The following is a 23,075-nucleotide window of genomic DNA, read 5'->3' as shown; positions in this document are numbered from 1 at the left end:
GTTGACGCGTGCGCGCGCCGGACCACATAGGCGCCAGTCCCTCGGAGAGCTCCAACCCATGCGATTCCTGCACACCATGGTCCGCGTCGCGGACCTCGACCGCGCCCTCGACTTCTACGTGAACACCTTCGGGCTGCAGGAGGTGCGGCGCGTCGACAACGAGAAGGGCCGCTTCACCCTCGTGTTCCTCGCCGCCCCCGACGATGCCGGCACGGCCAAAGAGACCCAGGCGCCCGTGATCGAGCTGACCCACAACTGGGACCCGGAGACCTATTCGGGCGGGCGCAACTTCGGCCACCTCGCCTACGAGGTCGACGACATCTACGCGTTCTGCGCCAAGCTGCAGGCGGCCGGGGTCACGATCAACCGCCCGCCCCGCGACGGCAACATGGCCTTCGTGAAGTCCCCCGACGGCATCTCGATCGAGCTGCTGCAGAAGGGCCCGGCCAAGCCGCCGCAGGAGCCCTGGTCCTCCATGGAGAACACCGGCTCCTGGTAGCGTCCACCCGGGACGGACGACCCCGCGCGGGGCCGTTCGTCCCGGTCCAGATCCCCAGTGTCGGTCCCCGCTCTCAGGCGCCGGTCTCGGGCACGGGCGTGATGCCGAGCTGGGTCAGCTTGGCCGCCACGATCTCGATCGGCCGGCGCAGCTTCAGGCTCATGACGGAGACCGGGATGCCCTCGCGGGCCATCTCGGTGAGTTGCTGGACGGATTCGAGCGTCCAGGCCGTGTCGTTCGTCGCCATCGCGTCCTCCTGATCCGTTGCGGTCCGGGATCCCGTCGGACCCGGGACCCCGGATGGTCCGTGGCGGCGCCGGACCCGCCGGCGCGCCAGCCCTGGACACCTGGCGCGAGGCGCGGGCTCCGCAAGCGGCGAGGCCAAAATCCGGGCATGCCGCTCCGTGCGGCAGCGCCCGTTCCCCGCCCGGCGACGTCCGGGGCCTTGACCCCCGGGCCGTGCCCGGCGCACACCCGCGCCGGATCAGTCGGCCGGGCGGCCGCTCCGGCCCGCAAGGTCCGGGGAGGAAAGTCCGGGCTCCATGGAGAGACGGTGCCGGATAACGTCCGGCGGGGGCGACCCCAGGGACAGTGCCACAGAGAGCAGACCGCCACGGACCGGCGCGAGCCGATCCGCGGTAAGGGTGAAAGGGTGCGGTAAGAGCGCACCGCGGACGCGGCAACGCGGACGGCACGGCAAACCCCACCGGGAGCAAGACCGAATAGGGGCGACACGGCGGGCCTTACGGTCCGTCAGGCCCTCTCTCCAGGCCCGTCGCCCGGGTTGGTTGCTCGAGGCGATCGGCAACGATCGTCCCAGAGGAATGGCCGCCACGTCCGGGGACCGCGAGGGTCCCGGGCCCTACAGAACCCGGCTTATAGGCCGACTGATCCGCCTGAAGGTTCATCGCGGGCGGCGTCCGCCCGGGACGTCTTGCCCGGCCCGGCCGGCGGACCGTTTGAGGCGCCGGACTGCCCGCGCGCGATGAGAAATGGCCGTCGGTGCCCCATTCCCGGTGGTTGCGACGGCGCGCACCGGCAGACCGCTTTGCGCGGGAAAACTTACGCTCGGTTAACCTTGCTGAGGTCTGATCGTCCCGAGCCGCTCCCCCTCGGCCAGGTTCGTTGACGGCGCTCAGAGGCCCATGGTACCCCGATTCATCCCGTCAACGGCGATTTTCGGATCGACGGACGCACCCTGTCCCAGGCAGGCCGGTGTCCGCATGCGCGGTCGCGTCACGCGTCGACCCGGAGACGCCCCGTCTCTCCGAGCCGCGCCTGCGCGCTCCAGCCCCGTGGAAGGGACGCATGCGCCGCATCAGTCCGGTCGAGTCCTCGCTTCGTCCCTCCGCCCATGCGGCGTCCGTCCCCGGGCGCGCGCGACCGCCGCGCGCCGGGGCGCCCCGATGACGCGCGCTCCCCGCGAGGCGCGGGTGAACCGGGTGCCCAACGGGGCGCCGCACGTCCCCGTCCTCCTGGCGGAGGTCCTCGATTCCCTCGACCTGCCGGGCCGGGCGCTGGCCGTGGACGGCACCTTCGGGGCCGGCGGCTACACCCGCGCGATGCTCGCGGCCGATCCGTCCGTTCACGTTCTGGCGATCGATCGCGACCCCGGCGCCATCGCGGGCGGGGCACCCCTGGTGGCCGAGGCCGGCGGGCGCCTGACTCTGGTGCCGGGCCGCTTCGGCGGGCTCGACGCCTGCGTTCGGGGCGCCGGCCATGCCGCCGCCGACGCGGTCGTCCTCGATATCGGCGTCTCGTCGATGCAGATCGACCAGCCCGAGCGCGGCTTCTCCTTCCGCAACGACGGCCCCCTCGACATGCGCATGGAGCGCGCCGGGCCGAGTGCCGCCGACCTCGTCAACGAGTCCGAGGAAGCCGACCTCGCCGACATCATCTTCCACTACGGCGAGGAGCGCCGCTCCCGCGCCGTCGCCCGGGCGATCATCGAGGCGCGCCGCAGGGGCCGCATCGAGACCACCGCGGCCCTGGCCGACATCGTCGCCAGCGTGGTCTGGGCGGATCCCGCCAGCGGCATCCACCCGGCGACCCGGACCTTCCAGGGCCTGCGCATCGCGGTCAACGACGAGCTCGGCGAGCTCGTGCAGGCGCTCCACGCCGCCGAGCGCATCCTGCGGCCCGGCGGCCGCCTCGCGGTGGTGACCTTCCATTCGCTGGAGGACCGGATCGTGAAGCAGTTCTTCTCGGCCCGCAGCGGCCGGGCGGCCCAGGCCTCCCGCCACCTGCCGAGCCTGGAAGCGCCGGCCCCCCGCAGCTTCGCGGCCGTGACCAAGGGTCCGGTGCTGCCGACCGAGGCCGAGACCGCCGCCAATCCCCGTGCCCGCTCGGCCAAGCTGCGCGCGGTGGAACGCACGGACGCCCCCGTGCCCGCCCCCCTGGCCGCCATCGAGACCCTGGCCGCGCTGCCCGCGCGGACCGGTCGGAGCGGAGGAGCACGCCGGTGATCCGTTTGCTCAACCTGATCGCGGTGCTCGGCCTGATCGGCTCGGCGATCTACGCCTACTCGATCAAGTACGACACGCTCTACCAGGCCGGGCAGGTCTCGAAGGCCCAGACCCAGCTCAAGAAGGAGCGCCAGGCCATCGCGGTGCTGCGCGCCGAGTGGCAGCTCCTGACCCGGCCCGACCGGCTCCAGGCGGCGGTGGACCGCTACCTCGCCCTCGAGCCCATCGGCACCGCCCATCTCGGCCGCCTCGCCGACCTGCCGGCGCGGCCCGACCGCGGCGACGAGATCGGCCGGCTGCTGGCCGCCACCGCGACGCCGAAGGAGAAGCCGGTGGCGGGCCGCGGCGGCGACGAGCCGCGCACCACCGGCAGCATCACGCCGCGCACCACCACGACCAGAACCCCGACCACGACTTCGAGGTAGTGCCCGTGTCCGAAGTCCCGCCGCCCGGCCGAGACCCGATTCCCGCCCGAGACGCCGATTCCGCCGCCGCGTCGACCCCCGCGCCGGCCGAGCCCACTGCCGTCGCGGCGCCGGACGAGATGCCCGTCGAGCGGACGCGGCTGGAGCCGGCCGCCGAGGGCCTCGCGCCACCGCCCGTGTCGCGGCGCGCCTGGGTCATCCGCAACGCACGGGCGATGTTCCACCTCGCCATCGAGCGCTCCTACACCCGCGTCGGCCTCGTGGGCCTCGCCTTCACGCTGGTGTTCGGCACCATCGCCGGCCGCCTGATCCTCGGGGCGGCCTTCCCGGAGGCCGACAACGGCGACCGCCGGATCGCGGCCGCCGCCACCACGGCGATCCGGCCCGACATCGTCGACCGCAACGGCGAGATCCTCGCCACCGACATCCGCACGGTCTCGATCTTCGCCGAGCCGCGCAACATCTACGACAAGGACGAGGCGGTCGAACTCCTCACCGCCGTGCTGCCGCAGATCAACGCCACCGAACTGCGCGCCAAGCTCTCCACCAAGAAGGGCTTCGTCTGGGTCAAGCGCGAGATCACGCCGAAGCAGCAGGCGGAGGTCCACCGCCTCGGCATCCCGGGCATCGGCTTCCTTCCCGACCACAAGCGCGTCTACCCGAACGGCGTGGCCGCGGCCCACATCCTCGGCGTGACCAACCTCGACAACATCGGCATCGCGGGCATCGAGAAGTACATCGACAACCAGGGCAACAAGGCCCTCAACGATTTCGGCCTCGTGGCCAAGCAGACCGACCTCGCGCCGATCCAGCTCTCCATCGACCTGCGCGCGCAGTTCGCCGTGCGGGACGAGCTCGCCTGGGGCCTGGAGCACTTCAAGGCCAAGGCCGCCGCCGGCATGATCCTCGACGTCCAGACCGGCGAGGTCATCGCGCTCGCCTCCCTGCCGGACTTCGACCCGAACGACCCGGCCGATGCGCTCAACCCCGACCGCATCAACCGCATGAACGTCGGCGTCTACGAGATGGGCTCGACCTTCAAGGCGATGACCCTGGCGATGGCGCTCGATTCCGGCAAGTACAACGTCAACTCGACCTTCGACACCCGCGGCGGCGTGCTGAACTGGGGCCGCCAGAAGATCCACGAATATCACGGCACCAACCGGGTCATCACCATGCCGGAGGTGTTCACGCACTCGTCCAACATCGGCTCGGCCAAGATGGCCCTCGGCATCGGCGTGCCCGGCCACAAGGCCTTCCTGAAGAAGATGGGCCTGACCGACCGCATGCGGACGGAGCTGCCCGAGAGCGCCGAACCCCTGGTGCCGCCGCGCTGGACCGAGATCAACACCATCACCATCGCGTTCGGCCACGGCCTCGCGGTGGCGCCGATCCAGGCGACTGCGGCGGTGGCGGCCATCGCCAATGGCGGCTTCCTGATGACCCCGACCTTCCTCAAGACCACGCCCGAGGCGGCGATGGCCAAGGCCACCCGGGTGCTCAAGCCCGAGACCAGCGAGGCCATGCGCTTCATCATGCGCCTCAACGCCGTCGAGGGCTCGGCCAAGAAGGCCGCGATCCCGTACTACTTCGTAGGCGGCAAGACCGGAACCGCCGAGAAGGTGATCCACGGCCGCTACGTGAAGAACCGCCTGTTCACGACCTTCATGGCCGCCGCCCCCATGAACAACCCGAAATACCTCTTCGTCACCATCATGGACGAGCCGCAGGGCCTGCCGGAATCCGGCGGCTACGCCACGGCGGCCTGGAATTCCGGCGTCGTCACCGGCCGGACGATCGAGCGGGTTGCGCCCATCCTGGGCCTGCCGCCGCAATTCGATCCGCCGGCGAAGCCCTTCCCCCTCATGGTGAAGCTCGGCGCCTACCACGCCACGCAGGTGGACGGGCGATGAGCGGGCCGACCCTCGGCGGGCTCTTTCCCGAGGCGGAGGCCGGCCTCGCCGGCTTGCCGGTCGCGGGGCTCACGGCGGACTCCCGCAAGGTCGCGCCGGGCTTCGTCTTCGTCGCCGTGCCCGGCACCGTCGCGGATGGCCGCCGCTTCGCCGCGGACGCCGCGACCGCCGGCGCCGTGGCGGTGGTGAGCGAGGGCGCGCGGCCGAAGGGGCTCGACGGGCGCGTGCCCTACGTCGCCGTGGCGGACGTGCGCCGCAGCCTCGCCCGCGCGGCCCGGGCCTTCTCGGGCCGGCAGCCGGCCCAGGTGGTGGCGGTGACGGGGACGAGCGGGAAGAGCTCGGTCACGGATTTCGTGCGCCAGATCCTGGCCCGCCTCGGCGCCGAGGCCGCGAGCCTCGGCACGGTGGGCATCGTCACCAACCGGGGCGCCACCTACGGCTCCCTGACCACCCCCGACCCCGTGACCCTGCACGCCACCCTGGCGCGGCTGGCCGAAGACGGTATCGCCTACCTCGCCATGGAGGCCTCCTCCCACGGGATCGAGCAGCGCCGCCTCGACGGGGTCGAGCTCGCCGCGGTGGGCTACACCAATCTCGGGCGCGACCACCTCGACTACCACGCCACCATGGACGATTACCTGGCGGCCAAGCTGCGGCTGTTCACGACCCTGGCGCAGCCCGGCATCCCGGCGGTGATCAACCACGACGGCGCCTATGCCGACGTCGTGGTGGCGGCCGCCGCCGCCCGCGGCCTCGACGTCCACACCACGGGGTCGAAGGGCGACACGGTGCGGCTGGTCTCCGCGCGCACCGAGGGCTTCCACCAGCACCTCGCCCTGCAGGCGCCCGGTCCCTCGGGCCGGCTGCAGGACTACGCCGTGCGCCTGCCGCTGGTCGGCGGCTTCCAGGTGGAGAACGCGCTCCTCGCCGCCGGCCTCGTCCTGGCGACCCCCGCCGGCCGGGCCGACCCGGCGGGCGTGATCGCCGCCCTCGACCACCTCACCGGCGTGCCGGGCCGGATGGAGCGGATCGGCGAAGCGAATGGCGGCCTGTGCCTCGTGGACTACGCCCACAAGCCGGAGGCCCTCGAGGGCGTGCTGACCGCCCTGCGCCCCTTCGCGACGGGGCGCCTGCGCCTCGTCTTCGGCTGCGGCGGCGACCGCGACACCGGCAAGCGCCCGATCATGGGCGCCATCGCGGCGGACAAGGCGGACGTCGTCATCGTCACCGACGACAATCCGCGCAGCGAGGACCCGGCGGCGATCCGCGCCGCGATCCTGGCCGCCGCCCCGGGCGCCGTCGAGATCGGCGACCGGGCCGAGGCGATCCGTACCGCCGTGCGGGCCCTGGAGCCCGGCGACGTCCTCGTGGTGGCCGGCAAGGGCCATGAAACCGGCCAGATCGTGGGGTCACAGGTTCTGCCCTTCTCGGACCACGACGTCCTCCGGGCTGCGATCGCGGAACGCTCAGCATGACCCAAACGACCCCGCCCGGCACGGCCCCGCTCTGGAGCGTCGAAGCCCTGGAGGCCGCCACCGGCGGCACCCTCCTGGGCGCGGGCAGGCCGATCACCGGCGCCTCGATCGACACCCGCACGCTGGAGCCGGGCGACCTGTTCTTCGCCATCCGGGGCGAGGCCCGGGACGGGCACGACTTCGTCGCGGCCGCCCTGGCGCGCGGTGCCGGCGCGGCCGTGGTCGCCGCCGACCGGGCGCCGGACTTCGCCGAAGCCGGGCCGGTCCTGGCGGTGGCGGGGGCGGGCGAGGACCCGATCCTCGACGCCATGCGGGCGCTCGGCGCCGCGGCCCGCGCCCGAACCGACGCGGGCATCGTCGCGGTGACGGGGTCGGTCGGCAAGACCGGCACCAAGGAGGCCCTGCGCCACGTCCTGTCCGCGCAGGGGGCGACCCACGCCTCCATCGCCTCCTACAACAACCACTGGGGCGTCCCCCTGACCCTGGCGCGGATGCCGGCCCAGACGCAGTTCGGCGTGTTCGAGATCGGCATGAACCACGGGGGCGAGATCGTGCCGCTCACCGCGATGGTGCAGCCCGACATCGCCCTGATCACGACGGTCGAGCCCGTCCATATCGAGCACTTCGCCTCCGTGTCGGCCATCGCCGACGCCAAGGGCGAGATCTTCTCGGGCCTGAAGGCCGGCGGCACCGCGATCCTCAACCGCGACAACCCCCACTATGCCCGCCTCCTCGCCCATGCCCAGGCCTCGCGGGCGGGCCGGGTCGTCAGCTTCGGCGAGCACCCGGAGGCGGATGTCCGCGCTCAGCGCATCGTCCTGCGCCCCGACCTCTCGGTGGTGGATGCGGTGGTGATGGGCATCCCGGTGACCTACCAGCTCGGCACGCCGGGCCGGCACACGGCCATGAATTCCCTCGGCGTGATGGCGGTGGTGCATGCGCTCGGGGCGGACCTCGCCCGCGCGGCCCTGTCGCTGGCGGCCCTGCGCCCGCCCGTCGGCCGCGGCGAGCGCACCGCCCTGGCGATCGGGGCGGGCGAGGCCTTCCTGGTCGACGAGAGCTACAACGCCAACCCGGCCTCCATCCGCGCCGCCCTGGCGACGCTCGCCGGCATCGAGACCGGCCCGCGCGGGCGCCGCATCGCGGTGCTGGGCGACATGCTCGAACTCGGGCCCGAGGGCGAGGCCCATCACCGCGACCTCGCCGGACCGGTGGAGACGGCGAAGGTCGACCTCGTCTTCACGGCCGGCCCGCTGATGCGAAACCTGTTCGAGGCCCTGCCGGTGAGCCGGCGCGGCGCCTGCGCGGCGACCTCGGCCGACCTCCTCGAGCCCGTGCTCTCCGCGCTCCGTCCCGGAGACGCCGTGATGGTGAAGGGCTCGAACAGCATCCGCATGGGCCGGATTGTGGAAGCGCTCAAAGCCCGTTACGCGAACGCCCAAGCCGAACCGCCGCACGCCGTCGCGCGCTGAGGCGACCGTCATCACGGCCGGGGAGGGGGCGCGGCGCGCCCCCGGTCTCCGGCCGATTCCGAATCGAACCACGGCCGGGTGCTGGATGCTGTATCTCCTGTCGGACTTGAGCGGCACCGTCTCCGCCCTCAACGTCTTCCGCTACATCACCTTCCGCACCGGCGGCGCGCTGTTCACGGCGGGCCTGTTCGTGTTCTGGTTCGGGCCGCTGATCATCTCCTCGCTGCGCCTGCGCCAGGGCAAGGGCCAGCCGATCCGTGAGGACGGCCCCCAGTCGCACCTGCTGACGAAGCGGGGCACCCCGACCATGGGCGGCCTGATGATCCTGGCCGGCTGCGTGGTGGCGATCCTGCTCTGGGCCAACCCGCGCAACCACTACGTCTGGGTCACCCTGGCGGTGACGCTGGGCTTCGGCGCGATCGGCTTCTACGACGACTACCTCAAGGTGACGAAGCAGTCGCACAAGGGCTTCTCGGGCAAGTTCCGCCTGCTGCTGGAAGCCTGCATCGCCATCGCGGCCTGCGTGCTGATCGCGGTCTACTCGCCTCCGACCCTGCAGAACCAGCTCGCCTTCCCGATCTTCAAGGACGCGCTCCTGAACCTCGGCTGGTTCTACGTGCTGTTCGCCGCCTTCGTGATCGTCGGCGCCGGCAATTCGGTGAACATGACCGACGGCCTCGACGGCCTCGCCATCGTGCCGGTGATGATCGCCTGCGGCACCTTCGGCGTCATCGCCTACCTCGTCGGCAACGTCTTCACGGCGGGCTACCTCCAGGTGAACTACGTCCGCGACACCGGCGAGCTCGCGGTGGTCTGCGGCGCGGTGATCGGGGCGGGGCTGGGCTTCCTCTGGTTCAACGCGCCCCCCGCCCAGGTCTTCATGGGCGATACCGGGTCCCTGGCGCTGGGCGGTCTCCTCGGCACCATCGCGGTGGCGACCAAGCACGAGATCGTCCTGGCCATCGTGGGCGGCCTGTTCGTGCTGGAGATGATGTCGGTCATCATCCAGGTCGCGTCGTTCAAGCTGACGGGCAAGCGGGTCTTCCGCATGGCGCCGATCCACCACCATTTCGAGCAGAAGGGCTGGAAGGAGCCGCAGGTCGTGATCCGCTTCTGGATCATCGCCGTGATCCTGGCCTTGGCCGGCCTCGCCACCCTGAAGCTGCGCTGATCCGCATGACGCCCGTCACCACCTTCGCCGGCCAGAAGGTCGCCCTGTTCGGCCTCGGCGGCTCCGGCCTCGCCACCGTCCGGGCGCTGATCGCCGGGGGCGCCGACGTGCTGGCCTGGGACGATTCCCCGGAGAGCACGGGCCGCGCCCGCGACCAGCGCATCACCGTCTTCGACCTGAACGAGGCGGACTGGAGCGGCTTCTCGGCCCTCATCCTCGCCCCCGGCGTGCCCCTGACACACCCGGCGCCGCACTGGACGGTGGAGAAGGCCGGCGCGGCCGGCATCCCGGTGATCGGCGACATCGAGCTGTTCTGCCGGGAGCGCCGGGCGCGCGCACCGGGCGCGCCCTTCGTCGCCATCACGGGCACCAACGGCAAGTCGACCACCACGGCGCTGATCGCCCACATCCTCGCCTCCGCCGGGCGCGACGTGCAGATGGGCGGCAACATCGGCACCGCGATCCTGTCGCTGGCGCCGCCGGCGCCGGACCGCATCCACGTGATCGAACTGTCGTCGTTCCAGATCGACCTGACGCCGAGCCTCGACCCGAGCCTCGGCATCCTCCTCAACATCACGCCGGACCACCTCGACCGCCACGGCACGCTGGACGCCTACGCCGCCATCAAGGCGCGGCTGGTGGCGGGCGCGGAATGCGCCATCGTCGGCGTCGACGACGACCTCAGCCGCGCCATCGCCGACGACCGCGTCGGTCCCCTCGTGCGCATCCACGTGGGAACGCCCGAGGCGGGCTTCGACGGCCTGTCCGCCCGCGACGGGACGGTGTTCGACGCCGACGGCACGCCCCTCGCCGATCTCGGCGGGATCGGGCCGCTGCGCGGGGCGCACAACTGGCAGAACGCGGCGGTGGCCGCGGCCTGCGTCCGCGCCCTCGGGATCGATGACGCTGAACTCGTCGCCGGCCTGCGCAGCTTCCCCGGCCTGCCGCACCGGATGGAAGCCGTCGGCCGGCGCGGACGCGTGCTCTTCGTCAACGACTCGAAGGCCACCAACGCCGATTCGACCGAGAAGGCGCTCACCGCCTTCCGCGACGTTCACTGGATCCTCGGCGGCAAGGCCAAGGAGGGCGGCATCGCCCCCCTGGCGCCCCTCTTCGATCGCGTCGCCCACGCCTACCTGATCGGCGCGGCGAGCGACGCCTTCGCCGCCACCCTGGAGGGCCGGGTGCCCTACACGGCCTGCGGCACCCTCGCGGTCGCCACCGCCCGGGCGGCCGAGGCCGCCGCCGCGTCGGAGGCGGCCGAGCCCGTGGTGCTGCTCTCGCCGGCCTGCGCCTCCTACGACCAGTTCCGGAGTTTCGAGGATCGTGGGGATCAGTTCCGGAATCTGGTGCGTGCGCTGCCCTGAGGCCGGCCGGGCGCGGAATCGCGATCCAAATTCTCAATCATTCTGGCGTCCCATCCTGCGGGTGTAGCGCGGTCCCGCCCTGTCGGCGGCGCGGGGATGGGTTGAGTGCATGGCGTCCACGATGGCACCCGGCGCGTCGCGCTGGCAGGCGGGAGCCTGGGCCCACATCCCCGTCCTGAAGGTGCTCCGACGCCTGGCGACGCTGCTCCTCGTCGCCTTCATCTTCTTCGCCTGCTTCGCCTTCTCGGACACCTCGCCCTACGACGTGGTGGCGATCCCCACCATCGTGCTCTGGCTCTGCCTCGGCCTGCGCCTGCACCGGGGCATGGTGCCCCTGCTCGGGCTGCTGATCCTCTATGTCGGCGCGATCACGGTGGCGCTGATGCCCTATGTCGACCAGCCCCTGTCGGTCACCTGGACGATCCAGCTCGCCTACCTCGCCATCACGGGCGTGTTCTTCGCGATGCTGTTCTCCGACGACACGCAGGCGCGGATGGAACTGGCGCTCAAGACCTTCGTGGCGAGCTGCCTGTTGTCCAGCGCCTTCGGCATCGTCGGCTACTTCGGATACATCCCGACCGAGGACCTGTTCTACAAGTACGGCCGCGCCTCGGGCACCTTCCAGGATCCGAACGTCTTCGGTTCGTTCCTCACCCTGGGCGCCCTCTACCTGATGCACGGCCTCCTCCTCGGTACCAGCCGGCGGCCGGTCCTCTCGTCGGCGATCCTCATGGTGATCGTGGCGGGCATCTTCCTGTCGTTCTCGCGCGGTTCCTGGGCGGGCTCGCTCATCGCCGTCGCCGTGATGGTCGGCAGCGTCTACACCACCACCCCCTCGGCGCGCCTGCGCCGCCGCATCGTCACCCTGACGGTGCTGGCCCTCGTCGCCACCACGGTCGCCATCGTCGGCCTGCTCTCGATCGGCGACACCGCGGAGATGTTCTCCCAGCGCGCCGCGGTCACGCAGGACTACGACACCGGCGAGACCGGGCGCTTCGGCAACCAGCTGCGCGGCCTCAACATGCTGGTGGACGAGCCCCTCGGCATGGGTCCCCTGCGCTGGCGCCTGATCTTCGCTCTGGAGCCGCACAACACCTATATCGGCAGCTTCGCCAATGGCGGCTGGCTCGCCGGCGTCGCCTTCGTCGGCCTCGTGCTGACGACGAGCGTGGTCGGCTTCCGGCTGATGCGCCACGACACGCCCTATCGCCGCCACGCCCAGATCGTCTGGCCGGCCCTGTTGATGTTCTTCCTGCAGGCTCTCCAGATCGACATCGAGAAGTGGCGCCACGTCTACATGATGCTGGGCATGATCTGGGGCCTGGAAGCCGCCCGCCTGCGCTGGCGCGCGGGCGGGGCGCGGGGCTGACGCGACTGGGCGCGGGCGGGGGCTCAGCCCCCCGCGGGCTCCGATGCCTCGGGCTCCTCCGGTTCCGGATCGGCCGTCCAGGCCGTGGCGAAGGCCGCGAGGTGGCGGGCATCCGCGAAGGCCAGGACGGTGACCGCCCGGTCGGCCGGCATCGCGCCGGGATAGGGCGCCAGTAGCACCTTCTCCTCGGAGAACCGGGCGCCCGGCGCGTGCTCGGCGAGCCAGGCTTCGGCCTCCGGGGAGAGCCGGCTCGGATCGGCCGGGTCGCGCGCCCGCGCGTCGCCGCGCAGCACGAGGACGTAGGAGCCGAGCGCCGGATTGCGCTGCTGGACCGCTTTCACGATGTCGAGAAACATGCCGATCGGGTTCCGGTTGTGCTCAGTGCAGCTTCACGCGCGACTCGGTGCGCCGGGTCAGCGCCCGGGCGACCGCGTCCAGGGTCGTCTTCACGGTGCCGTGCAGGGCCTGCTCGTGCATCTTGTACAGCGAGCGGTACATCATCCGCGCGAACAGCCCGGCGATGAACATGTTCTTGCCCTTGATGAACCCCATCAGGCTGCCGACCGTCGAGTATTCGCCCAGCGAGACCAGCGAGCCGAAGTCGCGGTACTTGAAGGCTTTCAGCGGCTTGCCGGCCATCTTGTCGGGGATGATCTTGATGAGGTGCGAGGCCTGCTGGTGGGCCGCCTGCGCCCGGGGCGGGATCGGGGTATCCGAGCCCTTCTCCACGAGATAGGCGCAGTCGCCCATCGCGAAGATGTCCGGGTCGCGGGTGGTCTGCAGGGTCGGGGTCACCACGAGCTGGTTGTTGCGCGTGGTCTCAAGGCCGCCGATCTCGTGCAGGAACGGCGGCGCCTTCACGCCGGCGGCCCAGACCACCAGTTCGGAGGGGATGAAGCCGCCATCGGCGAGCTGGACCCCGTCGGGCCGGACCTCGGTGACGCGGGCGCCAGTGCGGACCTCGACGCCGATCTTGGCGAGGAGCTCCATGACGTCGCGGGACATCCGCTCCGGCACCGCCGGCAGGATGCGGCTCGCGGCCTCCACCAGGGTGATCTTCAGGTCCTTGGCCGGGTCGATGCGGTCGAGGCCGGTGGCCGCCACGTGGCGGGTGGTGCGGTGGAGTTCGGCGGCGAGCTCGGTGCCGGTGGCGCCGGCCCCGATCACGGTGACGTGGAGCTGGCCCGGCCGCACCGGACCCGGCTGGGTGTGGGCCCGCAGCATCCCGTTCACCAGGCGCTGGTGGAAGCGCACCGCCTGGCTCTGGGTGTCGAGGGCGATGGCGTTCTCCTGCACGCCGGGCGTGCCGAAATCGTTGGTGGTCGAGCCCACCGCCATCACCAGCGTGTCGTAGGGGATCTCGCGGATCGGCGTGACCTCGCGGCCCTCAGTGTCGTGGCTGGCCGCGAGGTGGATCACCCGCTTGGACCGGTCGAGGCCGGTCATCTCGCCGATCCGGTAGCGGAAATGATGCCGGTGGGCATGGTGCAGGTAATCGACCGCGTGGTGGCCGACATCGAGGCTGCCGGCGGCGACCTCATGCAGCAGCGGCTTCCAGATGTGGGTCCGCGCCCGGTCGACCAGGGTGACGTGCGCCTTGTGCGTGCGACCGAGCTTGTCGCCCAGCTTCGTGGCGAGCTGCAGGCCCGCCGCGCCGCCGCCGACGACCACGATGCGATGCAGATTGTCCTCGGTTTCGCCCGGTACCATGTCGCTCAGGTCCTCGTGTGCCGCGATTGTACGGATGCGTGCCCCCACGGCGAGCGACGCATCGTCATCCAGGGGTTCAGCTTAGAAGGATTGCCGGTGGACCGCCATTCCCGTCACGCCGGCGCGCCCGGCTGGCGCAGGGGATGGGCCCGGGCGAAGGCGTCCTGGGCGAGGCAATCCTCGGCGATCCGGCGGACCGTCGGGAAGGGGCCCGTGTCGACGCCGAAGATGCCGGTGCCGACCCAGAGGCTGACGAGGCAGAGATCGGCGTGGCTCACCGCGTCGCCCTGCGCGTAGCGCCCGGTCCCGGGCTCCTGGGTGAGGCGCGTCTCCAGGGTCTTCAGGCCGGTCGCCATCCAGTGGCGCACGAAGTCGAGCATGCGCTCGCGCGGCAGGTCGTAGCGTTCCATCAGGAAGTTGCGCACCCGCGGCACGTAGAGCGGATGGGTGTCGCAGGCGACCACCTGGGCCAGGGAACGGGCGCGGGCCCGCGCGCGGGGCTCGCCCGGCAGCAGCGGGGTGGCCGGATGGATGTCTTCGAGATAGTCGAGGATGGCGAGCGACTGGATCAGCGGCGGCCCGTCGCCGTCGAAGAGCGCCGGCACCGCCCCCTGCGGATTGATCGCCAGGAAGTCCGGCTTGAACTGCTCGCCGGCATCGAGGTCCAGGAAGACCTCCTCGTAGGCGATGCCCTTGAGGTTGAGGGCGACCCGGACCCGGAACGCCGCGGCCGAGCGCCAATTACCGTACATCTTCATGCGCGCAACGTTTCCTCTTGGCGGAATCTTATCCGTCTCTTATCGCCCCGGACCACACCCGACATCGCGTCCGCCCGCAAGCCCGTTCTGCCGGCGAATGGCCATCGCGGGCACGATTTGGCAGCGCCGTGATCCTCGCGCATAGGAGAAGGCGAGGTGTCCATCCTCGGCCGATGAGTGACGCGATGCAGATCGAAACGCCCTACCTGATGTTCCTCGGCGACGTGCCCGATCGCTTGGCCGCCAAGACCGCCTACGGCATCAAGGACTGGCGTCCCGAATGGTGCGTCGGCCAGCTGCGCCTGCCCGGCTGCGCCGCCGACCTCGGGATCCCGGACCTCACCCTGGTCGAGGCCGTGGCGAAGGGCTGCCGCACGATGGTGATCGGCGTGGCCAATGCGGGCGGCGTCCTCCCCGAGCACTGGGTCGCCGAGGTGGTGGCGGCCCTGGAGGCCGGGCTCGACATTGCCAGCGGGCTGCATGCCCGTCTTGGGGCGGTGCCGGCCATCGCCGAGGCCGCCGAGCGCCACGGGCGGCAGCTGCACGACGTGCGCCACACCTCCGAGACCTTCGCCACCGGCAAGGGCACCAAGCGGCCCGGCCGACGCCTGCTCAGCGTCGGCACCGACTGCTCGGTGGGCAAGAAGTACACCGTGCTCGCCCTGGAGCGCGGCATGCGCGAGCGCGGCCTCGACGCGGATTTCCGCGCCACCGGCCAGACCGGCGTCTTCATCTCGGGGCGCGGCGTCGCCATCGATGCGGTGGTGGCCGACTTCATCTCCGGCGCCGTCGAGTGGATCGCCCCCGCCGCCGCGCCGGACCACTGGGACCTGCTCGAAGGGCAGGGCTCGCTGTTCCACCCCTCCTTCGCCGGCGTGAGCCTCGGGCTGCTGCACGGGGCGCAGGCCGATGCCTTCGTGGTCTGCCACGAGCCGACCCGCACGACGATGCGCGGCGTCGAGCACGCGCTTCCGACGATCCGGCAGGTCATCGATCTCACCGTCCAGCTCGGCCGCCTGACGAACCCGGACATCCGTCCGGTGGGCATCGCCGTCAACACGCAGGACCTGGCGGAGGGGGCGGCCCGCACGCTGCTCGCCGACCTCGCCCGGGACCACGACCTGCCGGCCACCGACCCGGTCCGCTTCGGCGTCGAGGCCATCGTCGACCGGATCGTGTCCGAGTTTCCCCCCGCCGCCACGGAGGCGAGCGCGTGACCCGGCACCTCGACGTCGCGGTCGAGTCGTTCCCGATCGCCGGGGCCTTCACCATCGCGCGGGGCAGCCGCACCGAGGCGGTGGTCGTGGTCGCCACCGTCTCCGACGGGGAGGGCCGGGCCGGCCGCGGCGAGTGCGTGCCCTATGCCCGCTACGGCGAGACCGTGGAGAGCGTCGTCGCGCTGATCCGGGACCACGCGGAGGCGATCGCCATGGGGGCGACCCGGGCGGACCTGCAGGTCGGCATGAAGCCGGGGGCCGCCCGCAACGCCCTCGATTGCGCCCTGTTCGACCTGGAGGCCAAGCAGCTCGGGCGCCCCGCCTTCGCGATCGCCGGCCTGTCGGCACCGCAGGTCGCCACCACCGCCTACACCCTGAGCCTCGGGGACCCGGAGAGCATGGAGGCGGCGGCCCGCCAGGCCGCGCACCGGCCCCTGCTCAAGGTGAAGCTCGGCGGCGTCGGCGACCCGGAGCGCATCGCCGCCGTGCGGCGCGGCGCACCGGATGCGCGCCTCATCGTCGATGCCAACGAGGCTTGGCGCCACGAGACGATCGAGGCCAACCTCGCGGCCTGCGTCGCGGCGGGCGTCGGCCTGATCGAGCAGCCGCTGCCCGCCGGCGAGGACGCGCTCCTCGCCGAGATCGCCCGGCCGATCCCGATCTGCGCCGACGAGAGCCTGCACGACCGGGCCGGCCTCGACGCCCTCAGCCGGCGCTACGACGCCATCAACATCAAGCTCGACAAGGCCGGCGGCCTCACCGAGGCGGTGATGCTGGCCCACGAGGCGCGGGCGCGGGGCTTCTCCCTGATGATCGGCTGCATGGTCGGCACCTCCCTGGCCATGGCGCCCGCCATGCTGCTCGCCCACCACGCGGACTACGTCGACCTCGACGGCCCGCTGCTCCTGGCCCGGGACCGGGAGCCGGGCCTGCGCTTCGAGGGGAGCCTGATCCATCCGCCCGAACCAGACTTGTGGGGGTGAGGGCGGCGCGTCTCCCCGCGAACGGCCCGCGCACTCGGCGGGCCGATCACCCCTTCACGACGGCGCGCAGGAGATAGACCAGCGCCGTGAAGGTCACGAGGCTGGCGGCGTAGAAGGCGGCGAACCAGAGCAGCCGGCGGCCCTTGGCCCCGGAAAATCGTCCGCTCAATGCCCGTAGCCCCCGGATGCGATGTCCTCCGCCACCTTCCCGCGGAAGACCCAGTAGGCGTAGCCGGTATAGGCCAGGGTCAGCGGCATCACCACGGCGTAGCCGACGAGGGCGAATTGCAGGGCGCTGACCGCGTTGGCCGCCTGCCAGATCGTGTAGTGCGGCGGCACGATGTAGGGGAACAGGCTGATGGCGAGGCCGAGGAAGCCGAGCAGGAACAGCGCGATGGTGAGGAGGAACGGCGCCACGTGGCGGCCGTCGCGGATGCCCTGGAAGATGCCCCAGGCCACCAGGGCCGTCACCACCGGAACGGGCGCCACGTAGAGGATGTTCGGCCAGGAGATCCAGCGCCACTGGATGTCGAGGCCGAGGAACGGCACCCAGGCGCTCACCACCGCCATCGACACGATGGTGGCGGCCAGGAACTGCAGGCTCTTGCGCCGGGCCCAGATCTCGAGCTCGCCCGAGGTCTTCATCACGCACCAGGTCGCGCCGAGGAGGCCGTAGCCGCAGACGAGGCCGATGCCGGTGAGCACGCTGAAGGGGGTGAGCCAGTCCAGGGTGCCGCCGGCGAAGCCGCGGCCCTCGACCTTGAAGCCCTGGACGAAGGCACCGAGCACCATGCCCTGCGCGAAGGTCGCCAGCAGTGAACCGTAGTGGAAGGCGTTGTCCCAGATGAACTGCGAGCGGTCCGCCTTGAAGCGGAATTCGAAGGCGACGCCGCGGAAGATCAGGGCGATCAGCATCAGGATGATCGGAATGTAGAGCGCCGGCAGGAGGATGGCGTAGGCGACGCTGAACACCGCGAACAGGCCCCCGCCGCCGAGCACCAGCCAGGTCTCGTTGCCGTCCCAGATCGGGGCGACCGAGAGCATCATCCGGTCGCGCCAATTGCCCTTCCGCGCCGCCGTGAACAGGATGCCGACCCCGAGGTCGAAGCCGTCGATGACGACGTACATCGCCACCGCGAGCGCCAGCAGGCCCGCCCAGACAACGGGCAGCCAGAAGGCGGCGCCCTCGTATTCCATCCCGTAGCCGAACATCCGCTGGATCCCTCGCCGCGTCGCGAACCATCTACCCCCTCACGGGGGCCCGCGTTCCCCGCGTTGGGCCAGCGTAGCGCGATCCGCGTGGGTTTGCGCGCCCCGCCACGGGACTTTTCTGTCGCTGTCCGAGAGGGTGTCGCGGGAGACGGGCGAGGCGGTGAAGGCCCGCCGCCCGATCTCCGCGGCGCCCTCGCGCAGGGCGGCGTCGCGCAGGGGCGCGGGCAGCGCGTCCCAGGCCGCCGCCGCCGCATCGGCCACCGCCGGTGGCGCGGGCGCGCGCTCGCCCTGGCGCTGAAGCGCCAGCCAGGACAGGACGCCGATCACGAGACCGGCACGGATGAGGAAGGACATGGGTCTCGTCCCGGACGCGCCCCGGCCGGCGCGCGAACACCGTCGGACGCGACCGGTAAAGACCCCCTGACGCGCCGCCCGCAAAGCGCCGGAATGGTGAACACAAGCTTATCCCGATATCCTTCGAGGCTTTTTCGTGTCGTGCCCCGAAAAGGTCTTTTGGAGCGACCGGTCATGGTTACGTCCCGGAAAGCATGCGGAGACAATCGGACTGTCTAGCGCAAGACTCGCTTAAGTCGGCTCTGCGAAGTTGCCCTCAGTCGAGTTTTCGTCGAGCCAAGGGGCGTCGGGGATGGCCGTCGGGCCCTGTCCGCGCTGTGCGTGTCGGTATTGCGTATCTACGGTGCCCTGGCTTCCCTCATCGATGTCCGCCTCGCGGGGCTCGTCCATGAGTCGGTGAAAGAGGATGGCGGCGTGCGCTTCCGGCACGAGCGCTTCCTGGTCTCCCGCCTCGCCACCGGCCTGATGATGATGCTGGGCCTGCCGCCCTACCTCGTGCTGCGCGGCGTGCCCACCGGCGTCGAGGCCCTGGCCATCGCCAGCCTGATGCTGCCGGTCTTCGCCGCCGTCCTCCTGTCCCGCACCGGCATCCTCTGGCTCGCCCACGCCATCTCCTCGGCGGGCCTGACCGGCGTGGTGGTCTGCCTCGCCATGATGACGGGGGGCGCCAATTCCGCCGCCGCGATCTGGCTGGTGGCGATCCCCCTCGAAGCCGTGGTCTCGGGCTCGCGGCGCGCCACCCTGGCGGCCGCCATCATCGCGGCCCTGGGAGCCCTCGCGGTGGCCCTGCTGCCGCCCCTCGCCGAGGGCACCCCGCTGCCCGAGTGGTCGCGCGCCCTGGCGATGCCGGTCTTCGCCATCACGGCGATCGGGCACATCGCGGCCCAGGCCCTCGAACATTTCCGCCACGAGGGCCGCTGGCTCGCCCGCCTGCGCGACAACGAGCGCCGCGACCGCATGCTGCTCTCGGCCATCGACGACCTCGTGACCTGGCACGACCCCAACGGCCGCGTCCTCGAGGCCAGCGCCTCGGCCACCCGCTTCCTCGGGGCCGAACCGGCCTCCCTGCACGGCCACGGCCTGCTGGAGCGCGTCCATGTGGGCGACCGCCCCCTGCTGCTGCAGGCGCTGAGCGACGTCGCCGCCCATGGCCGCCCGGCCCGGGTCCAGTTCCGCCTGCACCTCGACAGCGCCGCGGCCCGCGCCGAGACCGCGCCGCAGGTGATCTTCGCCGAGATGCGCATTCACCGGATCGACGCCCAGACGGCGGAGACGGTCTCGCCCGGCCGCCCGCGATCCAGCGTCGTCGCGGTGACCCGCGACGTCACCGAGCACCGCCGCCATGCCGAGGAGCTGGAGCAGGCCCGCGCCGAAGCCGAGCGGGCGGACGAGGTCAAGAGCCGCTTCCTGGCCAATGTCAGCCACGAGCTGCGCACGCCGCTCAACGCCATCATCGGCTTCTCCGAGGTACTCTCGGGGGAGGGCGGGATGGCGACCGATCCGGAGCGCACCCGGGAATATGCCGGCATCATCCGGAATTCCGGCCAGCACCTGCTCGAAGTCGTCAACACGCTCCTCGACATGTCGCGGATCCAGAGCGGCCATTTCGACTACGCCCCAGAGCCCTTCGACCTCTCGGCCCTGATCCAGACCTGCTGCAACCTGATGCAGCTCAAGTTCGACCAGGCCGGCATCGCCCTGGTGCGCGACGCGAGCGTCGCGCCGGTGGAGATCACCGCCGACCTGCGCGCCTGCCGCCAGATGGTCATCAACCTCCTGTCGAACGCGGTGAAGTTCACCCCGCGGGGCGGGCGGGTGGAGGTCGGCCTGCGCGGTTCGGCCAAGCACCTCGACCTCATCGTCGCCGATACCGGCATCGGCATCAGCGAGGCCGACCTGCCCCGCGTCGGCAGCCCGTTCTACCAGTGCGCCGGCGGCTACGAGCGCACCCACGAGGGTACCGGCCTCGGCCTCTCGGTGGTGCAGGGCCTCGTCGGCCTGCACGGGGGGGCCATCACCATCGAGAGCACCCGGAGCGAGGGCACCACGATCATCGTCACCCTGCCCCGCGCCTGCCGGGTCGGCACCGGCGCCGTCCCGGCGGCCCCGATCCGCACCCGCCTGCGCCCGTCGGTCTCGGGCGGCAGCCTCGTCGGTGCCGTGAACGACGGTCCCGTGCCGATGCGCCGGCCCATGGGCCTGTTCGAATCGAGCCCCGAGACGGTGCGCGAGAGCTACGTTCCGCTGCGGCGCGCCGGATGAGTGCGCCGCGATCCTGCCGGCACCGGATCGTCCGGACCCCGCTTCGCGCGGCGCCCGGACACCGTTGCGATCAGCCCTGAGGAGATCGAATGCGCGAGCCGCAAGCACGCCGCGACCAGCGAGAGATCGTCGTTCCGTCCCGCGGCCGCGAGGCCCGGCCCGCTGTCCGGCGACGGCCGGCCCCCGGCCGCTTCGCCGGGCTCGGCGGCTTGGCGGGGTTCGGGGCGCTGGCGGGAGGCGCGGGCCGCGCGGTCCTGCGCCATCCCGGCGAGGCCCTCGGGGTCGCCGTCGTCCTCGGCGCCGTGTCGATGATCTGCCTGAACGCGCTCGGCTACCAGATGGGCCGCCATCCCGCGCCGATCTTCCCCAAGCTCCCGGCCAAGCCGGCCCTCGCCCGGACGGCCGAGGCCCCGAAGCCCGCGGCCCCCGTGGTCGCGAAGGCGGAGGCGGGCAAATCCGACCCGTCCGGTAAACCCGAGGTGTCCAGCAAGCCCGAGTCCTCGAAGGCGGAGCCGTCCCGGGCCGAGGCGGCGCGCGCGCCGCGGGACGGCATCGGCGAGATCATCCGGGCCGGCGAGCCGGCGGGGGCGGAGACCACCGCCTCGATGGCGACCCTCGGGGGCCTCTCCATCGCCCAGGCCCAGCGCGCCCTGGTCAAGCTCGGCTACGGGCCGCTGAAGGCCGACGGCCTGATGGGCGCCAGCACCCGGGCGGCGATCGAGAAATTCGAGCGGGACCGCAAGCTTCCGGTGAAGGGCGAGCCCTCGCCGCGGACCTTCCGCGAGCTCGCCACCCGGGCGGGCGCCGCCCGGGGCTGATCCGGCGGGGCGGCGTGCTATAGACCGGCACATGGCACGCCTGCGCTCGGATTTCTGGGTTTCCGCCCATCTTCGCCGCCTCGACATCGAGGGCATCGCCGCGGTGCAGCGCCGCCGCGGTTCCCCCGAGGCGGGGGCGATCTTCGTGAAGGTGGATCGCCTCGACGGCCGGGCCGATCTCTACGGCCCGGCCCCGCAATCCCTCGTGGACACCGAGTCCCACGGCGACCGCCGCTTCGTGGCCCTGCTCAGCGAGGCCGCGCCCGCCGACGTGGAGGTGCGCCTCGGCAAGGAGCTGCGCTTCGACGACGATCTCTGGATCGTCGAGATCGACGATCGCGCCGGACGCCACCGCCTCGATCTCGCCGAATAGGCGGCGTCCCGCGCGGGCTTCGCGGGGCCGGATCAGGTCGCCTGGCGCTGCCGGCTGGGCAGGGGCGTGCGCAGGGGCGGGCGCTCGCTGGCCGTGGTCTGCGCCCGGGGGCGCTGGGCGTCCGGGGCATGGTAGGGCTGGTGCCCCGCCTGCGAGGCCCGCTCCGGCGGGGTCCAGGCCAGGATCGCGGCCAGGAGGTCGCGCGCGGCGACCCGCGGGAGGGTCCGGAACAGCTTGACCAGGCTGAACACGCGGTCGACCGACTGCGCCACGGTCTCGTTCAGGGTGAGGTAGATGTAGACCGCCTCCTCCTCGTGCAGGCCGGCGGCGCGCAGGGCGACCGTCAGCAGCTCGTAGCGCAGCGAGGGATCGGGGGTGGTGGCGAGGAAGCCCTTGGGCAGGCCCAGCATCTCGGTGAGGGCGGCCACGAACCCGGCCACGTCGCCGCGGGCGGAGAAGCCGGTGAGCACGGCGCCGGCCTCGCGCGGTGCCGGCGGATTCGGCCGCAGGGCCGCCGTCGCCATCATCGCGTGGCCGATCGCCTCGCGGCGGGTCTCGTCCGCCAACAGGAACAGCGGCGCCACGTCGGCATGGGCGAGGTCGTGGCGGGCGAGGAGCGTCCGGCCGAGGTCCGGCTGCTTGCGCGCGCGGGCGACGAGGCGGGCCAGCAACTCGCCCTGAAGGGTGGCGGCCGGATTGGCGGCCAGCGCCCGGTCGATGCCGGGATTCTCGCGGCCGATCAGGTCCAGGATGGTGGCGCGGCTGAGATCGTGCCGGCTGGCGATGGCGGGGCCGAGATCGGCGTCCTCGGCGAGGGCGGCCTGGATCATCCCCTGCGTGAGGATGGGAGCCTGGGCGAGGACGGCGTCCCGGGCGCCGCCGCCACGCTCCACCAGGGCGGCGAGGAGGGCGGGCGGCGTGTCGGGAAAGGGCGCGAGCTTGCGGGCGACGATCTCGGCGGTCTCGGCGTCGACGATCGGGATCAGTCCTCCGGCCAGGGAGGCGAAGGCCGCGACGGTCTTCCGGTCCCGGACCGTGGCCGAGAGAAAGTGATCCGTCTGCACCCGAAGGATGACGGGTTTCAGATCGAGGCTGTCGAGACGCGACAACTCGATCAGGCCGGAGAGGTCCGGCGCATCGTCGAAAGATGGGGACATGGCACTTCGGTTACGCAGAACTCGCTGATCGAGAGGATTAGCGGAATTGCGTGAACCGACCTTTAAGGACGGTCG

At 71.9% G+C, this 23,075-nt stretch carries 22 protein-coding genes and 1 other RNA gene; 15 read left to right on the top strand and 8 right to left on the bottom strand.

Annotation, left to right across the window (positions count from 1 at the left end; genetic code table 11):
• Positions 1–58: 58 nt before the first annotated feature.
• Positions 59–499, top strand: coding sequence for a lactoylglutathione lyase (gene gloA, locus ASG51_RS19145; RefSeq protein ID WP_056216966.1), 441 nt, complete (start codon positions 59–61; stop codon positions 497–499).
• A 73-nt stretch (positions 500–572) separates the two neighbouring features.
• Here gloA and ASG51_RS24695 read toward each other — a convergent pair whose 3' ends face one another.
• The gene (locus tag ASG51_RS24695) at positions 573–746 is read right to left on the bottom strand and encodes a hypothetical protein (protein WP_200927173.1); all 174 of its coding nucleotides are present in this window, start codon (positions 744–746) and stop codon (positions 573–575) included.
• A 237-nt stretch (positions 747–983) separates the two neighbouring features.
• On the opposite strand from ASG51_RS24695, the gene rnpB reads away from it, so the two are divergent.
• From rnpB to ASG51_RS19105, 9 genes are all read left to right on the top strand, one after another.
• Positions 984–1,394: RNase P RNA component class A (gene rnpB, locus ASG51_RS19670), an RNA gene on the top strand.
• A 511-nt stretch (positions 1,395–1,905) separates the two neighbouring features.
• Positions 1,906–2,964, top strand: coding sequence for a 16S rRNA (cytosine(1402)-N(4))-methyltransferase RsmH (gene rsmH / locus ASG51_RS19140; protein WP_056382494.1), 1,059 nt, complete (start codon positions 1,906–1,908; stop codon positions 2,962–2,964).
• Positions 2,961–3,389 (top strand): hypothetical protein, encoded by a 429-nt coding sequence (locus ASG51_RS19135; protein WP_056216973.1) that lies wholly within the window; start codon positions 2,961–2,963, stop codon positions 3,387–3,389. The genes rsmH and ASG51_RS19135 overlap by 4 nt, the downstream gene beginning before the upstream one ends.
• 119 nt (positions 3,390–3,508) lie before the next feature.
• On the top strand, positions 3,509–5,302 hold the full coding sequence (locus tag ASG51_RS19130; RefSeq protein WP_056269988.1) for a penicillin-binding protein 2: 1,794 nt from the start codon (positions 3,509–3,511) through the stop codon (positions 5,300–5,302).
• Positions 5,299–6,777 carry a UDP-N-acetylmuramoyl-L-alanyl-D-glutamate--2,6-diaminopimelate ligase gene (locus ASG51_RS19125; protein ID WP_056382492.1) on the top strand — a complete coding sequence of 493 codons (1,479 nt, stop codon included), beginning with the start codon at positions 5,299–5,301 and terminating at the stop codon, positions 6,775–6,777. Before ASG51_RS19130 ends, ASG51_RS19125 begins: the two co-directional genes overlap by 4 nt.
• On the top strand, positions 6,774–8,249 hold the full coding sequence (locus ASG51_RS19120; RefSeq protein ID WP_056382489.1) for a UDP-N-acetylmuramoylalanyl-D-glutamyl-2,6-diaminopimelate--D-alanyl-D-alanine ligase: 1,476 nt from the start codon (positions 6,774–6,776) through the stop codon (positions 8,247–8,249). The genes ASG51_RS19125 and ASG51_RS19120 overlap by 4 nt, the downstream gene beginning before the upstream one ends.
• An 85-nt stretch (positions 8,250–8,334) precedes the next feature.
• The gene (gene mraY, locus ASG51_RS19115; protein ID WP_056216982.1) at positions 8,335–9,420 is read left to right on the top strand and encodes a phospho-N-acetylmuramoyl-pentapeptide-transferase; all 1,086 of its coding nucleotides are present in this window, start codon (positions 8,335–8,337) and stop codon (positions 9,418–9,420) included.
• 5 nt (positions 9,421–9,425) lie between these two features.
• Positions 9,426–10,787, top strand: a complete 1,362-nt coding sequence (gene murD, locus ASG51_RS19110) for a UDP-N-acetylmuramoyl-L-alanine--D-glutamate ligase (RefSeq protein WP_056382488.1) — start codon at positions 9,426–9,428, stop codon at positions 10,785–10,787.
• A gap of 109 nt (positions 10,788–10,896) precedes the next feature.
• The gene (locus ASG51_RS19105; RefSeq protein ID WP_056382486.1) at positions 10,897–12,156 is read left to right on the top strand and encodes an O-antigen ligase family protein; all 1,260 of its coding nucleotides are present in this window, start codon (positions 10,897–10,899) and stop codon (positions 12,154–12,156) included.
• Positions 12,157–12,179: 23 nt separating this feature from the next.
• On the opposite strand, the gene ASG51_RS19100 is transcribed toward ASG51_RS19105, so the two are convergent.
• The 3 genes from ASG51_RS19100 to maiA form a co-directional block, all read right to left on the bottom strand.
• Positions 12,180–12,512, bottom strand: a complete 333-nt coding sequence (locus ASG51_RS19100) for a hypothetical protein (RefSeq protein ID WP_056216991.1) — start codon at positions 12,510–12,512, stop codon at positions 12,180–12,182.
• A gap of 22 nt (positions 12,513–12,534) precedes the next feature.
• Positions 12,535–13,866 (bottom strand): NAD(P)/FAD-dependent oxidoreductase, encoded by a 1,332-nt coding sequence (locus ASG51_RS19095; protein WP_056216997.1) that lies wholly within the window; start codon positions 13,864–13,866, stop codon positions 12,535–12,537.
• A gap of 113 nt (positions 13,867–13,979) precedes the next feature.
• The gene (maiA, locus tag ASG51_RS19090; protein WP_056217001.1) at positions 13,980–14,624 is read right to left on the bottom strand and encodes a maleylacetoacetate isomerase; all 645 of its coding nucleotides are present in this window, start codon (positions 14,622–14,624) and stop codon (positions 13,980–13,982) included.
• A 185-nt stretch (positions 14,625–14,809) separates the two neighbouring features.
• Here maiA and dgcN point away from each other — a divergent pair, with 185 nt between their 5' ends.
• A complete protein-coding gene (gene dgcN / locus ASG51_RS19085; RefSeq protein WP_056382484.1) occupies positions 14,810–15,841 on the top strand; it encodes an N-acetyltransferase DgcN in 1,032 nt (343 codons plus the stop codon).
• A complete protein-coding gene (gene dgcA, locus ASG51_RS19080; protein ID WP_056382482.1) occupies positions 15,838–16,824 on the top strand; it encodes an N-acetyl-D-Glu racemase DgcA in 987 nt (328 codons plus the stop codon). The genes dgcN and dgcA overlap by 4 nt, the downstream gene beginning before the upstream one ends.
• 46 nt (positions 16,825–16,870) lie before the next feature.
• On the opposite strand, the gene ASG51_RS25410 is transcribed toward dgcA, so the two are convergent.
• Genes ASG51_RS25410 through ASG51_RS19070 form a run of 3 tightly spaced genes read right to left on the bottom strand, consistent with a single transcriptional unit; the run spans position 16,871 to position 18,390 of the window.
• On the bottom strand, positions 16,871–16,993 hold the full coding sequence (locus ASG51_RS25410) for a hypothetical protein (protein WP_277996216.1): 123 nt from the start codon (positions 16,991–16,993) through the stop codon (positions 16,871–16,873).
• Positions 16,990–18,036, bottom strand: a complete 1,047-nt coding sequence (gene cydB, locus ASG51_RS19075; RefSeq protein ID WP_056217013.1) for a cytochrome d ubiquinol oxidase subunit II — start codon at positions 18,034–18,036, stop codon at positions 16,990–16,992. Before cydB ends, ASG51_RS25410 begins: the two co-directional genes overlap by 4 nt.
• A gap of 39 nt (positions 18,037–18,075) precedes the next feature.
• The gene (locus tag ASG51_RS19070) at positions 18,076–18,390 is read right to left on the bottom strand and encodes a hypothetical protein (RefSeq protein ID WP_056217016.1); all 315 of its coding nucleotides are present in this window, start codon (positions 18,388–18,390) and stop codon (positions 18,076–18,078) included.
• Positions 18,391–18,711: 321 nt separating this feature from the next.
• Between ASG51_RS19070 and ASG51_RS19065 the strand changes: the two genes are divergently transcribed.
• From ASG51_RS19065 to ASG51_RS19055, 3 genes are all read left to right on the top strand, one after another.
• Entirely contained in the window at positions 18,712–20,652 is a 1,941-nt protein-coding gene (locus ASG51_RS19065) for a PAS domain-containing sensor histidine kinase (RefSeq protein WP_056382480.1), read from the top strand.
• Positions 20,653–20,741: 89 nt separating this feature from the next.
• Positions 20,742–21,470 (top strand): peptidoglycan-binding domain-containing protein, encoded by a 729-nt coding sequence (locus tag ASG51_RS19060; protein ID WP_056382477.1) that lies wholly within the window; start codon positions 20,742–20,744, stop codon positions 21,468–21,470.
• A 31-nt stretch (positions 21,471–21,501) separates the two neighbouring features.
• Complete coding sequence (locus ASG51_RS19055) at positions 21,502–21,843, top strand: DUF1491 family protein (RefSeq protein ID WP_056269799.1); 342 nt, start codon at positions 21,502–21,504, stop codon at positions 21,841–21,843.
• A gap of 32 nt (positions 21,844–21,875) precedes the next feature.
• Here the strand turns inward: ASG51_RS19055 and ASG51_RS19050 are convergent, their stop codons facing one another.
• A complete protein-coding gene (locus ASG51_RS19050) occupies positions 21,876–23,000 on the bottom strand; it encodes a DUF2336 domain-containing protein (protein ID WP_056382476.1) in 1,125 nt (374 codons plus the stop codon).
• Positions 23,001–23,075 lie beyond the last annotated feature (75 nt).

Origin of the sequence: Methylobacterium sp. Leaf465 (genome assembly GCF_001424705.1) — a bacterium.
In the GTDB taxonomy this organism is placed as follows: domain Bacteria; phylum Pseudomonadota; class Alphaproteobacteria; order Rhizobiales; family Beijerinckiaceae; genus Methylobacterium.
Note: the sequence above shows the minus strand (reverse complement) of the source record. Positions and strands in the feature narration are given on the sequence as shown.

Excerpts from the sequence above, each read along its gene's own strand:
- ASG51_RS19095 (WP_056216997.1), bottom strand. The coding sequence starts at position 13,866 with ATGGTACCGGGCGAAACCGAGGACAATCTGCATCGCATCGTGGTCGTC.
- ASG51_RS19100 (WP_056216991.1), bottom strand. The coding sequence starts at position 12,512 with ATGTTTCTCGACATCGTGAAAGCGGTCCAGCAGCGCAATCCGGCGCTC.
- maiA (WP_056217001.1), bottom strand. The coding sequence starts at position 14,624 with ATGAAGATGTACGGTAATTGGCGCTCGGCCGCGGCGTTCCGGGTCCGG.
- dgcN (WP_056382484.1), top strand. The coding sequence starts at position 14,810 with ATGCAGATCGAAACGCCCTACCTGATGTTCCTCGGCGACGTGCCCGAT.
- mraY (WP_056216982.1), top strand. The coding sequence starts at position 8,335 with ATGCTGTATCTCCTGTCGGACTTGAGCGGCACCGTCTCCGCCCTCAAC.
- ASG51_RS19125 (WP_056382492.1), top strand. The coding sequence starts at position 5,299 with ATGAGCGGGCCGACCCTCGGCGGGCTCTTTCCCGAGGCGGAGGCCGGC.
- ASG51_RS19130 (WP_056269988.1), top strand. The coding sequence starts at position 3,509 with ATGCCCGTCGAGCGGACGCGGCTGGAGCCGGCCGCCGAGGGCCTCGCG.
- murD (WP_056382488.1), top strand. The coding sequence starts at position 9,426 with ATGACGCCCGTCACCACCTTCGCCGGCCAGAAGGTCGCCCTGTTCGGC.
- gloA (WP_056216966.1), top strand. The coding sequence starts at position 59 with ATGCGATTCCTGCACACCATGGTCCGCGTCGCGGACCTCGACCGCGCC.
- cydB (WP_056217013.1), bottom strand. The coding sequence starts at position 18,036 with ATGTTCGGCTACGGGATGGAATACGAGGGCGCCGCCTTCTGGCTGCCC.
- ASG51_RS19060 (WP_056382477.1), top strand. The coding sequence starts at position 20,742 with ATGCGCGAGCCGCAAGCACGCCGCGACCAGCGAGAGATCGTCGTTCCG.
- ASG51_RS19055 (WP_056269799.1), top strand. The coding sequence starts at position 21,502 with ATGGCACGCCTGCGCTCGGATTTCTGGGTTTCCGCCCATCTTCGCCGC.
- rsmH (WP_056382494.1), top strand. The coding sequence starts at position 1,906 with ATGACGCGCGCTCCCCGCGAGGCGCGGGTGAACCGGGTGCCCAACGGG.
- ASG51_RS19120 (WP_056382489.1), top strand. The coding sequence starts at position 6,774 with ATGACCCAAACGACCCCGCCCGGCACGGCCCCGCTCTGGAGCGTCGAA.
- ASG51_RS19070 (WP_056217016.1), bottom strand. The coding sequence starts at position 18,390 with ATGTCCTTCCTCATCCGTGCCGGTCTCGTGATCGGCGTCCTGTCCTGG.
- ASG51_RS19050 (WP_056382476.1), bottom strand. The coding sequence starts at position 23,000 with ATGTCCCCATCTTTCGACGATGCGCCGGACCTCTCCGGCCTGATCGAG.
- ASG51_RS19105 (WP_056382486.1), top strand. The coding sequence starts at position 10,897 with ATGGCGTCCACGATGGCACCCGGCGCGTCGCGCTGGCAGGCGGGAGCC.
- ASG51_RS24695 (WP_200927173.1), bottom strand. The coding sequence starts at position 746 with ATGGCGACGAACGACACGGCCTGGACGCTCGAATCCGTCCAGCAACTC.